This is a genomic window from Sorangium sp. So ce176, assembly GCF_051519835.1.
In the GTDB taxonomy this organism is placed as follows: Bacteria; Myxococcota_A; Polyangia; order Polyangiales; family Polyangiaceae; genus Sorangium; species Sorangium cellulosum_G.
Window position 1 is genome coordinate 12,007,428 of record NZ_CP150371.1, and the last position, 15,434, is coordinate 12,022,861.

The 15,434-nt window shown below is 73.2% G+C and carries 9 protein-coding genes and 1 pseudogene; 9 read left to right on the forward strand and 1 reads right to left on the reverse strand.

Annotated elements, in window-relative coordinates; genetic code table 11:
• Nucleotide 1: 1 nt before the first annotated feature.
• From WMF42_RS45325 to WMF42_RS45345, 5 genes are all read left to right on the forward strand, one after another.
• Entirely contained in the window at nucleotides 2-883 is an 882-nt protein-coding gene (locus tag WMF42_RS45325; RefSeq protein ID WP_437689538.1) for an ABC transporter permease, read from the forward strand.
• A 34-nt stretch (nucleotides 884-917) separates the two neighbouring features.
• The gene (locus WMF42_RS45330) at nucleotides 918-2,003 is read left to right on the forward strand and encodes an ABC transporter ATP-binding protein (RefSeq protein WP_437689540.1); all 1,086 of its coding nucleotides are present in this window, start codon (nucleotides 918-920) and stop codon (nucleotides 2,001-2,003) included.
• A gap of 153 nt (nucleotides 2,004-2,156) precedes the next feature.
• Nucleotides 2,157-4,088: a DUF2330 domain-containing protein gene (locus WMF42_RS45335; RefSeq protein ID WP_437689542.1), complete on the forward strand. Its 1,932-nt coding sequence runs from the start codon at nucleotides 2,157-2,159 to the stop codon at nucleotides 4,086-4,088.
• A 64-nt stretch (nucleotides 4,089-4,152) separates the two neighbouring features.
• Entirely contained in the window at nucleotides 4,153-4,734 is a 582-nt protein-coding gene (locus WMF42_RS45340; RefSeq protein ID WP_061608609.1) for a Uma2 family endonuclease, read from the forward strand.
• A gap of 39 nt (nucleotides 4,735-4,773) precedes the next feature.
• A complete protein-coding gene (locus WMF42_RS45345) occupies nucleotides 4,774-6,012 on the forward strand; it encodes a molybdopterin molybdotransferase MoeA (RefSeq protein WP_437689544.1) in 1,239 nt (412 codons plus the stop codon).
• An 87-nt stretch (nucleotides 6,013-6,099) separates the two neighbouring features.
• On the opposite strand, the gene WMF42_RS45350 is transcribed toward WMF42_RS45345, so the two are convergent.
• The gene (locus WMF42_RS45350; protein WP_437689546.1) at nucleotides 6,100-6,840 is read right to left on the reverse strand and encodes an endo alpha-1,4 polygalactosaminidase; all 741 of its coding nucleotides are present in this window, start codon (nucleotides 6,838-6,840) and stop codon (nucleotides 6,100-6,102) included.
• 800 nt (nucleotides 6,841-7,640) lie between these two features.
• Here WMF42_RS45350 and gspC point away from each other — a divergent pair.
• The 4 genes and pseudogenes from gspC (at nucleotide 7,641) to WMF42_RS45370 (ending at nucleotide 15,366) form a co-directional block, all read left to right on the forward strand.
• A complete protein-coding gene (gene gspC / locus WMF42_RS45355) occupies nucleotides 7,641-8,603 on the forward strand; it encodes a type II secretion system protein GspC (protein ID WP_437689548.1) in 963 nt (320 codons plus the stop codon).
• 201 nt (nucleotides 8,604-8,804) lie between these two features.
• Nucleotides 8,805-8,968: pseudogene (locus tag WMF42_RS45360) on the forward strand (SPFH domain-containing protein); the annotation flags it as partial.
• An 84-nt stretch (nucleotides 8,969-9,052) separates the two neighbouring features.
• Nucleotides 9,053-11,326: a Kelch repeat-containing protein gene (locus WMF42_RS45365; protein WP_437689550.1), complete on the forward strand. Its 2,274-nt coding sequence runs from the start codon at nucleotides 9,053-9,055 to the stop codon at nucleotides 11,324-11,326.
• Nucleotides 11,326-15,366: a kelch repeat-containing protein gene (locus tag WMF42_RS45370; protein ID WP_437689552.1), complete on the forward strand. Its 4,041-nt coding sequence runs from the start codon at nucleotides 11,326-11,328 to the stop codon at nucleotides 15,364-15,366. Before WMF42_RS45365 ends, WMF42_RS45370 begins: the two co-directional genes overlap by 1 nt.
• The last annotated feature ends 68 nt before the right edge of the window (nucleotides 15,367-15,434 follow it).

The following is a 15,434-nucleotide window of genomic DNA, read 5'->3' on the forward strand; positions in this document are numbered from 1 at the left end:
CATGAACACGGCCACGGGGCAGGTCGTCGAGTTCCAGGGCGCCCGGCGGAGGCCGGGCGTCCGCGGGTGGCTGCTGCTCGCCCCGCTCCTCCTGTGGCTGATCGCCTTCGTCGTGGCGCCCACCGCGATCATGCTCGTCTACAGCTTCTGCGAGCGGGACGAGCTCGGGCAGGTGGTCTTCCGCCTCTCGCTCTCGAGCTACGCGCGCGTGCTCGACGCGACCTACCTGAAGATCCTGCTCAACTCGATCCGCTACGCCGCGATCACCACGGCGATCTGCCTCGTGGCCGGGTATCCGGTGGCGTACTTCATCGGCCGGGCGCGCGAGGGGATCCGGAACAAGCTGCTCATGCTGGTCATGGTGCCTTTCTGGACCAGCTTCCTCATCCGGACGTATGCCTGGATGTCCATCCTCAAGTCGGAGGGGCTCCTCAACGGGATGCTCCTCTATCTGCGGATCATCTCGGCGCCGCTCGACATCATGTACACGCCGACGGCGGTGGTCATCGGGCTCGTCTACTCGTACTTGCCGTTCATGATCCTGCCCATCTACGGGAGCGTCGAGAAGCTGGACAACGCGCTCATCGAGGCGGCGTTCGACCTCGGCGCGGGGCCGGTGTCCGCCTTCTCCCACGTCATCGTCCCGCTCACCCGCCCGGGGATCCTGGCGGGGGTCCTCCTCGTGTTCATCCCGGCGCTCGGGATGTTCGCGATCACCGACCTCATGGGCGGGGCGCGCGTGCCGATGATCGGCAACGTGATCCAGAACCAGTTCGGGCAGGCGCGCGACTGGCCGTTCGGCGCCGCGCTCGGCATGACGCTCCTCCTCCTGTTCTCCGTGTTCCTCCTGCTCGGCCTGCGCAAGGAGCCGGAGCGCGGATGAGCTTCCGGTCTCCGAGGTACTCCGAGGTAAATCGATGGGTGTGATGGTCGAGCTCCGCGCGGTCACCAAGCGGTTCGGCAGCTTTGTCGCGGTGAACGAGGTGGATCTCCAGATCAGGGCCGGCGAGTTCATCACGCTGCTCGGCCCCTCGGGGTGCGGCAAGACGACGCTGCTCCGGATGATCTCGGGCTTCGAGACGCCGACGACGGGCGCCGTCTTGCTGGAGGGGAAGGACGTGACGCACGAGCCGCCCTACCGGCGCGACGTGAACCAGGTGTTCCAGAGCTACGCGCTGTTCCCGCACATGAGCGTGCAGGACAACATCAGCTTCGGCCTGCGGATGAAGAAGGTGCCGAGGGCGGAGATGGACGAGCGGGTCCGCGCCGCTGTCGCGATGGTGTCGCTCGGGGGCATGGAGCAGCGCAAGCCGGCGCAGCTCTCGGGCGGCCAGCGGCAGCGGGTCGCGCTCGCGCGGGCCATCGTGTGCCGCCCGAAGGTGCTGCTCCTCGACGAGCCGCTGTCGGCGCTCGACGCGAAGCTCCGGCACGCCATGCAGGTGGAGCTCAAGGAGCTGCAGAAGAAGCTCGGGATCACGTTCGTGTTCGTGACCCACGACCAGGAAGAGGCGCTCACGATGAGCGACCGCATCGCCGTGATCAACAAGGGCCGGATCGAGCAGCTCGGCGACGCGTCGCAGATCTACCACCGTCCCAAGACGACGTTCGTCGCGAACTTCATCGGCCAGGCCAACATCCTCCGGGCGGCCGTCCTGTCGCGGAGCGGCGAGCGCGCGCAGGTCCGGCTCGAGGGGGGGATCGAGCTCCTCGTCAACGCCGAGCACCTCGCGCCCGGGGCGGACAGCGCGCTCATCTCGATCCGGCCGGAGAAGGTCGCGCTCCGCAAGGAGCGGCAAGCCGCCTTCGAGAACTGCTTCGAGGCGCACGTCGAGGGCGAGCTGTTCAAGGGCGCGACCGACCAGCTCCGGCTCCGGACCGACTCCGGGCTGACGCTCACCGCCGTGGTGGCCAACGAGAGCTCCGGCCAGGCGGCGCTCCACGCCGGCGACAGGGTGTTCTGCCACCTCCACCCCGACGACATCGTGATCGTCCACGAGGCGTGATCCGCCGCGCCGTCCACGGGGCGCTCCTCGCGGCGGGGTCGCTGTGGCGACGGAGCGCCGTGAACTGCGGTTCTCAGCCGGCCTCGACAGCGTGGAAGTCGGCCTCGAAACCCGCGTACGATGGAGGGCATGCTGCTTGCCAATCGACCTCGCATGCACAGACGGTCGCTTGCGCTTGCGCTTCCTGCGGTCCTCCTCTCCTTCTCCGGTGACGCCCTCGCGGCGGGGGCGTTGCTGCCCGGCGCTGGACAGGCGTCGGTCGAGCAGCGCGTGGCCGTCGCGGCGGGGCCGGAGCGCACGACGATCTGGACGAGCCTGCGGTTCCAGGGCGCGAGCGGGCCTGTGGCGCTCGTCGTGCCGGTGCCGCCGCTCGCGGCGCTCGACGTGAGCTCGGACGCGTGGCTCGAGGCGCTCGAGGCGGCGACCGCGCCGCGCGTGCTCCCGCCCGAGGGCGTCGGCCCGTACTGCCCCGGGGAGGGGGGCGCGCCGGCGCCGTTCGACGTGACAGGGCGGCTCGCCCACGAGGCGACGCTGAAGCCGGTCGAGGTGACGGTGCTCGCCGACGTGGACGCTGTCGCGCAATGGGCGGCGTCGGCCGGGCTCGCGCTCTCGCCCGAGACGGCCGCGCAGCTCGGCGCGCTGCAGGGGGTGCGGTTCGCGGCGGCCCGGTTCGACGCGCCGGGCGGGCCGGCGGTCACGAGGACGCTGCGCGTCGCGATGGGCGGCGGCGCGCCGCTCCTGCCGCTGTCGCTGACCCGGGCGGGCGAGGGCGACGTGCTCGTGACCGCGTGGCTCCTCGGCGACGGCCGGGGCGCGCTGTCGGGCGCGGCGCCGGTGACGCTCCCGCCGGCCTCGCTGACCTGGGACGCGAGCGCGCAGCGCAGCGACTACGCGGAGCTCCGCGCCGAGGTCCTCGGCCAGGCGCGCGACGGGGCGCTCGTCGAGGGCGCGGGGCACGACGCGCTGATCCGCAGCATCGCGATCGGCAGCGACAGCGTCGACAGCGTTGTCGCGGCGTACTTCGCGCGCGCGAGCGCGTACGGCGACCTCCCCGACGGGCCGGGGTCGTGCGCCGCGGTGGCCGCGGCCGCGCTGGCGTCGAGCCTCCAGGTCGCCGCGAGCTGCCCGCGCGCCGAGCACGGCGTTGTCGACGGCGCGGCCGACTGCGCGGAGTCGCCGCGCAGGGACGAGACGGATCCGGAGCTGCTGCGCTGCGGCCCGATCGCCGACGATCTCGCTGTCGGGCTCTCCGGTCTCGCGCCGTCGTCGGTGTGGCTCACCCGCGTCTCGATGCGGCTCGCGGCCGGGCAATCCGGCGCGGACTGGCCGCTGATCTTCGGGGACGGCGCGTCGGTCTCGCCGGTCGTGCGGGCCGGCCGCATCCGCCTGGACGAGTGCTCCGGCGACGGCGGCGGCGGCGCGGGCGCCGGCCCCGGCGGCTCGTCGGGGAGCGGGCCCGGAGGCCTTGGCGGCGGGCCGACCGCCGGCGGATCGAGCGCGACCGGCGGGCCGTCGGGCGTGGACGACGACCCGTATTCTTATCACGACGACGAGCCGGTCGCCGACGTGGGCTGCGGCTGCTCTGGCACCGCCGACACGGTCGTCGTGGACGACACCGACGAGCAGGGCGAGGACGTCTATTACGACGACGAGTACGAGGACGACGGCTGCAGCGGGGACACGAGCGAGCCGGCGCCCGAGGACGAGTACTACGCGGAGGACGACGGCTGCAGCGGGGATACGAGCGAGCCGGAGTCCGAGGACGAGTACTACGCGGAGGACGACGGCTGCAGCGGGGACACGAGCGAGCCGGAGTCCGAGGACGAGTATTACGCGGAGGACGACGGCTGCAGCGGGGATACGAGCGAGCCGGACTCCGGGGACGAGTACTACGCGGAGGACGACGGCTGCAGCGGGGGCTCCGACGACTCGGCCGAGTCGGAGGACTGCTCTGTCGCGGGCGAGCGGCGCGCGAGCGCCCGGAAGAAGCGCGGGCCGAAGCTGTCGGTGATGGCGCTCGGCGCCTTCGCGCTGATCGCGCCGCTCCGCCGCGCGAGCCGGCCGCGGCGGGGCGAGCGGCGGTAGGCGTCGGGGCGAGCCGGCCCCCGGAGGGGCTGTTCCCGTGCCATACTCCGGAGGAGGTCACGACGTGAACGCCCCCGCCCGCAAGCTCTCCTTCACCCACGCCGAGTACCTCGAGCAGGAGCGGGCGAGCCCGACCAGGCACGAGTTTCTCCGCGGCGAGATCTTCGACATGGCCGGCGGCACGCCGGAGCACGCGCGGCTCGCGGCCCGGGTGACGGTGGCGCTCGGTGCGCAGCTCGGCCAGGGCTGCGAGGTGTTCTCGTCCGACCTCCGCGTGCGCGTGCTCGAGACGGGCCTCGCCACCTACCCGGACGCAGCCGTCGTGTGCGGCCGGCTGATGCACGACCCCGAGGACAGGGACGCCGTGGTCAACCCGGTGGTGCTTGTCGAGGTGCTGTCGGACTCCACGGAGGGGTACGATCGCGGGGAGAAATTCGCCCATTACCGACGCATCCCCTCGCTGAAGGAGTACGTCCTCGTCTCGCAGGCGCACCGGAGGATCGAGGTCTTCCGGCGCAACCAGGACGACTCGTGGACGCTGTACGAGGCCGGGCCGGGCGAGCGCGCGCGGCTCGCGTCGATCGACGGCGCGCTGGCCGTCGACGAGATCTACCGCGGCGCGCTCGAGACCTCCGCCCCGGGCTGAGCGGCCCGTAGCCCCGAGCTCCCCTTGCGCGACGTCAGAATGCGAGGTTTTCGCGAGCGCGCGACCGTCGAGCGGGCGCTCGAGATCCTGGAGCAGCGCGTCCAGCGGCTCGGCGACGAGCCGGTCCCGATCGCGGCGTCGGCCGGGCGGGTCGCGGCCGAGTTCGTGCTCGCCCGGGTGAGCGTGCCGCACTTCGCCCGCGCGGCCATGGACGGCTACGCGCTCGCCAGCGAGGCGACCTCGGGCGCGGCGCCCGGCGCGCCGGTCGAGCTCGCGCTCGTGGGGGCGTCGTTCCCCGGGCGCCCTCATGCTGGCGCGATCCGCCCGGGCGAGGCCGTGCGGATCACGACAGGCGCGCCGGTGCCCGAGGGGGCCGACGCGGTGCTCATGGCGGAGCACGCCGAGGAGGCCGCGGGCAGCGGCGGGGCGGAGGTCGTGCGGGTGCGCCAGCCGGTGCCGCCTGGCAAGCACGTGGCGGCGATCGGCGAGGACGTCATGGCGGGCGAGGCGGTCGTGTCGGCCGGGCGCCGGCTGCGGCCGCAGGACGTCGGCGTGCTCGCCTCGACAGGCGTCGCCGAGGTGCGCGTTGTGCGCCGGCCGTCGGTGCGGATCCTGATCACCGGCGACGAGCTCCTGCCGCCCGGGAGCCTGCCGGACGGGGCGTGCATCGTCGACTCGAACAGCCTGGTGCTTTCGGCGCTCGCAGGGCGCGACGGCGCCGGGGACGTCGCGGTCGAGTACGTCCCCGACCGGCGCGAGGCGGTGCGCGGCGCGCTGTCATCGTCCGGCGCGTCCGGCGCGGACGTTGTGCTGATCTCCGGCGGCTCGTCGGTCGGCCCGGAGGACCATGCGCCGCTGGTGCTGGCGGAGCTCGGCGAGCTGGCGATCCACGGCGTGGCGATGCGCCCGGCGGGCCCCGCGGGGTTCGGCTTCCTGGACGGCGCACGCCCTGTGTTCCTGCTGCCGGGAAACCCGGTGTCGTGCCTCTGCGCCTACGAGTTCTTCGCCGGCCCCTCGATCCGCGCGCTCGGCGGCCTGCCGCGCGCGTGGCCCCACCGGCGGAGGCGGTGCGTGGTCGCGAGCAAGATCGCCTCCCAGGCCGGGCGCGTCGATTATGTGAGGGTGCGCGTCGACGGAGATCGGGTGTTTCCGATCGCGACGAGCGGCGCGTCGATCCTGTCGTCGACGACGCGCGCGGACGGCGTGGTCATCGTGCCGGGCGACGAAGAGGCGGTGGGAGAGGGCGCCGTGGTCGAGGTCCTGCTCTACGACGCGTGAGGCGGCGGAGGCGCGGCAACGGCGCGTCCTGGCGGCGAGGGGTGCGGCGCCGAGGGCCTCACCGCTCGAGCGGAGGCGAGGCCGGGGTCACCGGCAGGGCCATCGGCCGCCGTCGAGGTCGAGCGGCATCTCCATGCTGTTGAAGCCCCAGGCGTTCGCCTGTTCGCAGAAGAGCGACCGATCGGTCATGTGACCCGAGAACGGATCGTCGTACTCCACCTCGAACACGGCCTTGCCGTTCGCCAGGAAGGTGTCGACGAGGATCTCGCACTCGTCATACTCGAAGCACTGCTCGTTCAGCGTCCAGTCGAAGTGCGGCCACAGGTCCTCCGCCTGCTCGATGTCGCCCTTGAGCCCGACGGACATGCCCATCCCGTGGGCGAGATCCGCGATGAAGCGGTTGTAGGCGATCTGGTCCTCGTAGGTGAGGGGGAACCCCGAGTCATTGGCGTAGCCGTCGACCTCGTCGGGCTCGATGGCGTCAAAGCCCTTGTCCTTGCAGACCTGGAACCGGGCCTCCATGATCGGCCCGAGGACGTCGATCTGCCGGATATCGAGCCAGAACGAGCCTTCCCAGTGATGATCCGGTTTGCCTTTGACCGACTCCGGGAAATCGCCGGCGTCCGGCCGATAGTCCTCGAACGCGCCGACGTCGACGTAGCAGATGACCCTGGCGCCCATCGCGTGGAGCGCGGCCACCGTCTCGGCCGGCGTGAACTCCCAGTCGATGTCGTAGACCGTGGGAGGCGGCGTATCGATGGGCGCCCCGGTGGGATCGACAAGGCCCATGTCCTTGGGATCGTTCAGATCCAGGGGGTGGTCGATCATCCAGTGCCACGACGTATCGAGCGCTGGGATCCAGAGGTCAGGCGCCCCTCCGGCGGACGTCGAAGAGGCCGATGTCGAAGAGGCGGATGTCGACGCCGACGTGCTCGATGTGTCAGGCGAGTCTCGGTGCGAGCCCCCTGCTCCGCCCGGATCCGCGCCGGCGTCGCCGCACGCGACGTGCGCCGCCGAGAGGACGGGGATCAACGATCTGAGCACCGCGGGCCACGATCGATTCATGATGACGCTCCTCTATCGCTCATCGCTCCGCTTCGCGCGATCGAACCCCCGGCAGGCTACAGGCAAACCATGCTGGGTCAAGCTCTCGAGGACAGGGCTCCCGTCGCAGGCCGCGGTCCTGTGCGGCCAGGAACGATGTTTTGGCCGGAGAAAACGAGCGCCTGCGGCGGTGTTTGAAGTAGTGCAAAGCCGCCATCGGGGCGCGGGAGCGTGAAACATTCCCGCATGGCTGAGCGCTGGCATCGCGCGCGACACCAGCGGCCCGCGTTGCGCTGTGGTGCCTTCGGCAGATGCGGATCTTCTTCGGGGTTGTGCGTGTCGCGCTGCACTTGAGCGATGCGCGCTCCCTGCCCGCCGAGGTGGCCTCGGCGCGCCGCGCTCCCCGCTGTCCCGGCCGGACTCCCACTTCTCCGGCCGCGATCGCCCCTGAGCGGGCACGCTCGGTGCTCGCCCCGAGGCGCGGTCTTGCCGGTGGCGAGGGCGTGCACTGCCGCGACTCCGCGGCGGCAAGGGACACTCGCGCGGCGAGGCCCGGCGCGCTCCTGCCCTGAGGAGCGGTATCCATGAACCCCGACGCGTTCGTCAAGCGCAGATTCGCAACCATCCTGGGAGGAATGGTCGCGGTCTCCGCGTATTTTCAGGCCTCCGGCCTGTCTCATCTCATCGCCTACCAGATCGCGCGGGACAGCATCCCTTCCGCCCCTCGGGCGACGGCGCCCGCCGGGCCGCCGCCCTCCGGCGACCCCCCGCCGAGCGCGGCGCCGATCCTGGAGCGCAATCCGTTCGACTCGATCACTGGCCCCCTCGGACCCCCGCCGGGCGCGGCGCCGGCCGGACAGGCGGACCTCTCCCATCTCGACCCTTACCTCGCGCCCCCGTGCGACAAGGGCCGCGTGGTGCTGATCGCCATGTCCGAGGATCCGGAGTGGTCGTTCGCGGCCATCAAGGCCGAAGGCGGGCCCACCGCGCTCGGGCGGCGCGGCGGGGAGGTCGCCGGACGGAAGGTCGAGGACATCGCGTGGGACCGGGTGTGGCTCACCTCGGGGGGCGCGCGCTGCCAGATGGAGCTCGGCAAGAAGACCGGCGAGGAAGACAAGGCCGAGCCAAGGCCACCGGAGCCCTCCGAGCCGCCCCGGGCGACCCCGCCCCGCCGGTCCGGCAAGAGCAGCGTCCCGCCGGAGATCGCCGCGAGCATCAAGCGGGTCAGCGACCTGGAAATCGACATCGACCGCACGGCCGCGGAGAAGATCTTCGATAATCCCGAGCTGGTGACGAGCACCTCGTCGGCGGTCCCGGAGATGCGAGGCGACCAGGTGGTCGGGCTGAAGATGACGGTCAAGCCCGGCTCGGTGCTCGAGTCGCTCGGGGTCCAGAGCGGCGATCTCGTGAAATCGGTCAACAGCATCGATCTGACCGACCCGCAAAAGGCCATGATGGCCTATTCGCGCATGCGCTCCGACAAGAGCCTGTCGTTCGTCGTCGAGCGCGACGGCCGCCCGGTGCGGCTCCGGGTCAACGTCCGCTGACGCCCGCGGCGGCCACCTCCGCGGCCCCGCGGCAGCGCTCCATTCCGGATCTCCGCGCGCTCCATCCTGGATCTCCGCCCCGCGGCGCGTCCCTCGGACGCCTCCTTTCACCGGCTCTCCCGCATGGCCCGGTTGCTGCCGAGTCCCATGGGGCCGCATCCGCGCGAACCCGAGCGAGCACCTCATTCTCATGCGGCGCGGGTGCACGTCACCGCCGTCGACGGCGCGGATCCGTTCGGCCGCGTCGCGGCGGCCGTGGAGGGGTGATGGGGCTGGCCCGCGCGGCGGGCCTCGAGGTGCCCGCGCCGCGCGCGCAGGAGGCGGAGCTCGCCGCGGAGAGCGGGCCCGGCGCCGACCCGCGGTGACGTCCGGCGCCGCGGCCGCGCGAATCGGGCGGGAGGCTAGGCGGGCCGGAGCAAGGCTGCTCTACTCGTCGCGCGAGACGCCCGATGGCCGCACCTTCCTTTCGCTCGAGACGATCGCCCGCCGCGCTGTCCCCCCCGCTCGCCGCCGCGCTGCTCCTCGGCGGCTGCGGCGCAGAGCCGGAGGAGACCGCGGCCGCGGCGCTGCGCCTGCGCTTCCCGGGCCACGCGGACGCCGTGCTGTCGGCGCAGGAGGCGTTCGCCCCGGCGGTGGACGGCTTCCGGCTGGCCGCGACAGCGCCGGGCGGGGCCTGGGCGCAGGCCGCGCGGCCGGCGGTGGTGCTGCCCCACGACGGGGGCGGAGCGATCCTGTTCCGCCTCGCGGACGGCCGCGAGATCCGGGTGCGGGAGCTCGGCGCCGCGGGCGAGGGCCTGCTCGCGGAGCGCGCGGTGAGCTACCGGCGCGCTGGCGGGACGTCGTTCTGGACGGCGACCGACGGGGGCGTGGAGGAGTGGCTGCTGCTCGACGAAGGCGTCGCGCGCGGCGGCGACGTTGTGGCGGCGTGGGAGGTGGAGGGCGCGGCGCTGCGGCCGCGGGGCGCGGCGGTGGAGCTCCTCGACGAGGAGAGCGGGGCGCCTGTGCTGCGCGTGACGGCGCCCCGTGCGCACGCGGCCTCGGGGCGGCCTGTCGCCCCGGCGCTCCGGGTGCGCGGCGCGCGCATCGAGCTGTCGGTCGATGCGGGCGGCGAGGCGGCGCTCGTGGATCCCGCATGGGAGCCTGCCGGCCGCATGAACGTCGCAGGGAGGCGTGGGCACACAGCGACGCTGCTGTTGCCGAGCGGCAAGGTCCTGGTGGCGGGCGGTTACGGCGGGTTCCCCGAACTCGCCAGGGCGGAGCTGTACGACCCGGCGGACGACACATGGAGCCTCGTGGCACCCATGCGCGCAGGGCGCATCTATCACACAGCGACACGGTTGAAGGACGGCCACGTCCTCGTGGTCGGGGGGCTCCAGAGCAGCGCCATGACGCCCGTCGACGCCGTGGAGCTCTACGACCCCGCGACCAACACCTGGACGGGCAGAGCCCCCATGGACGAGTCGCGGCGCGCTCACACAGCGACGCTGCTGCCGAACGGCAAGGTCCTGGTGGCGGGCGGAAGCAACGCGATCGGCCGCCTCTCCAGCGCGGAGCTGTACGACCCCGCGACCAACACCTGGGTGTCCGCGGCACCGATGCTCGTCGCTCGTGAACGCCACGTCGCGGCGCTCGTGCAGACGAGCGGCAAGGTCCTCGTGGCGGGAGGGGCCACGCCCAGCGCGGAGCTGTACGACCCGGACAAGAACATCTGGACGCTCACGGGTTCGATGACCGGAGGCGATGGGTACCCCCTGGCGCTGGCGGAGCTGCGCAACGGCGAGCTCCTGGCGGTGGGCGAGTCGGGAGCGGAGCGGTACGATCCGACGGCTGGCACCTGGTCCCCCACGAGCCGGATGATCGGGGACCGCGACGCGCTGAGCGCGACGACCTTGTATAACGGCAAGGTCCTGGTCGCAGGGCAGGTCTACGCTGCGGAGACCGGGTCCAGCAGGAACGCGGAGCTCTACGATCCGGAGGCGGACACATGGACCACCACGGCGCCCACGAATGTCGTCTACAGGGACGAGCACTCCGCGACACGGTTGCTGAACGGCGAGGTGCTGCTGGTCGGCTCTACGGTCTATCCGGAGCGGTACACGATCGTCGGCGCCGCGTGCGCGTCGGACGACGATTGCGGGCTCGTCGCCTGCGTCGACGGTGTCTGCTGCGAATCGCGCTGCTCCGAGCCCTGCCACACGTGCGCCATGCCCTCGTCCCTCGGCCGCTGTGTCCGCCAGCCGAAAGGCTGGGATGCTCGCGGTGAATGTGCCCGCGAGGGCTGTGATGGAGCGTGCGACGGGGTCGGCGTCTGCTCCGCCGTGCCCAGGGGCGGCCTGTGCGTCCCGGCGGAGTGCAGCGATGAGACGCACAGCATGACGCCTGTCCACTGCCCCGCCGATGGGGCGAGCTGCGCGGGCCCGAGCAGCGAGGCCAGGGAGGTCGTGGACTGCGCGCCCTACCAGTGCGATCAGGCCAGCGGCGCTTGCAAGGACAGGTGCGGCTCGCTGCGGGACTGCGCGCTGGGCCATGGTTGCGACTTCTCCGGCCATTGCGTGCTCCCTCCGTCCGAAGTGATCTCGGGTTGTCGCGTCGGGCCAGCCGTCGCGGCGGCGGGCGCCTCGAGGCGCGGCCTCGGCGCCGTGGCCCTCGCGCTCCTCGCCGTCGCGCAGCGGAGATCCTCGGCCTTCCGGAGGAAAGCCACACGACCGCGGGGCGACTCCTGATGTCCCCGCGCGGCTTCCTCCGGCGCGTCCTGCCGCGCTTCGCCCTTCTGCTCTCGGGCCCCGCGTGCCTCTCCGGCTGCAGCGCCGAGCCGGAGCCGCCTGCGTCAGCCGACACCCTGCGCCGCCGGTTCCCGGATCACTCTGCCGCCGTCCTCGAGGCGCGCGAGGCGTTCGTCGGCGACGCGGAGGGGTTTCATCTGGGCTCGGCAGAGGTGGGCGGGAGACCCTCGCGGCCTCGCGTGGTGCTCCCCCGGGAGGGCAGCGAGCCGATCCGGTTCCGCACGCCGGCAGGGGTCGAGGTGCGGGTGCGAGAGCAAGGCGTCGTGGGGGAGGGCACTCCGGTGGAGCAGGCCGTGGCCTACCGGCGGAGCGGGGGGACGTCGTTCTGGTCCGCGACCGATCACGGCGTGGAGGAGTGGCTGCTGCTCGACGAAGGCGTCGCGCGCGGCGGCGAGGTGGTGGCGACGTGGCAGGTGGAGGGCGCGACGCTTCGCGCGCGCGGCGAGGCGGTGGAGCTCGTCGAGCCGGGGAGGGGGGCGGCCGTGCTGCGCGTGTCGGCGCCGCGGGCCCATGCGCGCTCGGGGCGGCCTGTCGCCATGGCGCTGAGGGCGCGGGGATCGCGCATCGAGCTCTCGGTGGACGCCGGCGGCGAGGCGGTCCTCGTCGACCCGGTGTGGGTGCTGACCGCCGGAGCGATGAACGTCGCGCGGCGCGATCACACCGAGACGCTGTTGCCGAACGGCCTCGTCCTCGTGGCGGGCGGCTGGGACGTGCGCCCCGCAGCCGAGGTGACCCTCACGCTCGACAGCGCGGAGCTGTACGACCCGGCGGCCGACTCCTGGAGCTTCACGGGGAGCATGAAGCACGCGCGCGGCGGGCACACGGCGACGCTGCTCTCGACCGGCGAGATCCTCGTGGCGGGTGGCCAGCAGGCCCTCGTCCAGGATGTAGGCCCGATTTTCGAGACCGCGGAGCTGTATCACCCGGAGACCGGCACATGGACCGACGCGACGCCGATGCACGAAGCCCGCGTCGAGCACACGGCGACGGTGCTCTCGAGCGGCAAGGTCCTCGTGGCGGGCGGCGACGCGGGGGACATCGCTCCCAAGCACGCCGAGCTGTACGACCCCGAGGCCGATCGCTGGGACGTCATGGCGCCGATGAACTTCCGGCGCGACAGGCACGCGGCGACGCTGCTCTCGAGCGGCAAGGTCCTCGTGGCAGGCGGCCACAGCGTTGCCATCGTGCACGCCAGCGCGGAGCTGTACGACCCCGACACCGACAGTTGGGAGGTCACGACCCCGATGCTTGACGCGCGCGACGATCCCACGATGACGTTGCTGCCGAACGGCGAGGTGCTGGTGGCGGGCGGCCACGATAGCGCTCTCACCCCGCTCGCGAGCGCGGAGCTGTACGATCCGGAGACCGGCGGCTGGACGCCCACGCGCCCGATGAACCGCGAGCGGCAGGGCCACACAGCGACGCTGCTACCCGACGGCCTGGTCCTCGTGGCGGGCGGATACGGCGGCGAGAGCACGTTCCAGAGCAGCGCCGAGCGGTACGACCCGGCGGTCAACACCTGGGCCCTCACGAACCCCATGCGCCACGCGCGCATGGGCCACACCGCCACGCTCCTGTCGAGCGGCGAGGTGCTGGTGGCAGGGGGAGGGGACGCTGACGCCGCGCTCGCGGAGGCCGAGCGGTTCGCCCTGGCCCGGGGCGAGGCATGCACCGCTGCTTCTGCTTGCTTCTCCACCGACTTCTGCGTCGACGGGTTCTGCTGCGACGCGCCCTGTCCCTGCGGCACCTGCAGCGCCCAGGGGGCCGAAGGGTATTGCCGCGAGGCAGGCAGCCCGGCGAAGGCCGGCTCGATCTGCGCGCCGTCCAGGTGCGTCGACGACGATCACAGCGCCGAGCCGGCGCGGTGCACGCTGGCGTCCTCCGCCTGTCCAGCGCAGGTCGAGGTGGCCTGCATCGCCTATCGGTGCGATCCGCAGCGCGGCGCCTGCAGGCAGAGCTGCGCCTCGCTCGACGACTGCGCGGAGGGCTTCGTCTGCAACCTGCGAGGCCACTGCGTCCGGCCGCCCGAGCCGGCGGGCGCCGGCGGGTGCAGCGCCGCGCCGGCGCGCCCCGCGTCCTCGGCGGCGCTCGCTGCCGGCGCGGCGCTCCTCGCGCTCGCCGTCGCCCGCAGGCGGCGCCGCTCGGCGGCCACGGCGCTCGCCGCGCTCGCCGCGCTCGCCGTGGCGCCGACAGCGCTCGCCCAGCCGGCGGCTCCCCCTGCTGCGCCGCCTCCTGCCTCTCCCCCTGCCGCACCGCCGCCTGCGGCATCGCCCACGCCGCCTGCGGCATCCCCCACCACGCCGCCGCTCGACGCCGCCACGCCGGCCGCCGATCCCCCGCCGCCCGCGGACCCCGTCGTGGAGGCGCGCGCCCGCTTCGAGCGCGGCCTCGCGCTGGTTCGCCAGGGCGCCTGGGAGGCGGCGCTCGCCGAGTTCCTCGCGTCGCGGCAGGCCTATCCGACGTGGAGCGCCACCTCGAGCGCGGCGCTCTGCTTCCAGCGGCTCCGCCGCTACGACGAGGCGCTCGCCCTCTTCGAGACGCTGCTCCGCGACTTCTCGCAGAAGCTGCCGCCGGACACCAGGAACGCCGCGCAGGAGACCGTCGTGCGGCTGCGCGGGCTCGTCGGCACCCTCGACGTCGCGGGCGCCGAGATCGGCGCCTCGGTCATGATCGACGGCCAGCGCCGCGGCGACTACCCGCTGCCCGCCCCGCTGCGCGTCGGCGCGGGCAGCCACGTTGTCCGCGTCTACAAGGAGGGCTTCGAGCCGTTCGAGACCCGCGTCGACGTCGCCGGAGGGCAGGTCGTCCGCATCCTTTCCCGCCTCCAGAAGCTCGTCGAGTCGGGGCGCCTGCGCGTCACCGAGCAGAAGGGCATGGCGCTCGACGTGCTCGTCGACGGCTACACCGTCGGCACGACGCCCTGGGAAGGATCGCTCCCGCCCGGCCAGCACACCGTCGAGCTGCACGGCCCGGGGGCCCTCGGCACCATGCCGGCCTCCGTGGTCATCCAGCGGAAGCAGATGACGACCGTCGACCTTCACGCCGCAGAGCTGACCTCGACGCTCCGGATCGAGCCCACGCCGGTGTGCGCGAGCATCACCGTCGACGGCGTGGCGCTCGGCAGCGGGATCTGGGAGGGGCGCCTGAGCCCCGGCTGGCATCGCGTCGAGGTAGCGGCCGGCGGGTTCGTCACCGGCCGGCGCGACGTGCGCCTCGCCCGCGACACGCGCGTTGTCGTCCCGATCGCGCTCGAGCGCGTCCAGCTCGGGACCCCGCCGGGGCGGTTCCTCGTCGAGCTCGTCGCGTCCCCGGCGTTCGTGCCGAGCCTCGGCGGCAGCGCCGCGGTCCGGTGCAGCGGGGCGTGCTCGCAGGGCATCGGCGCGGGCGGCGTCGGCGTGGTCCACGCGGGCTACGAGCTCTGGTCCGGCCTCGGCTTCGGCCTCACGACCGGCTACCTCCAGGTGCGCCAGGCCGTGACCGAGCGGCGCATGTCCGTGGAGATCCAGGACCGCCCGCCGGAGGCCTCCGGCACCGCCGACGACGCGCTGGCGCTCAGCGGCGTCCTGGCGGGCGGCTGGGCCGGCCTGTCGCTCGGCGATCGCCACCGGCTCTCGATGCGGCTCGGCGCCGGCGCCCTGCTCGGCGCGGTGAGCGACGAGCGCAGGGGCACCTTCACCTCGAGCAGCGGCCTCGAGTTCGACCTCGACCGGACGGTCGCGCGGGACTCCGCCAGCTTCCTCGCGCTGACGTCGGAGGTGCGCGCGGGCCTGCGGCTCGGCGACCACCTCGAGCTGACGGCCGGCCTCGCGGCGGTGGTCCTGGTCCGGCTGAAGGCGCCGGTGTGGGCGAACCCCCCGGAAGGTGTCTACGGCAGGGTCGACGCCGAGAGCGGGTTCTTCGCCCGCTTCGAGCAGGAGTCGCTCGCCGGCGAGGTGATGGTCGCGATCTCGCCCGGGATCGGGGCGCGCTACGCGTTCTGAGGCGCGCGCGGCGGGCGCTGCTGCCGGCAGGACCGGTGCGCGCGAGAATGCAAGAATCCAGCAGGGGA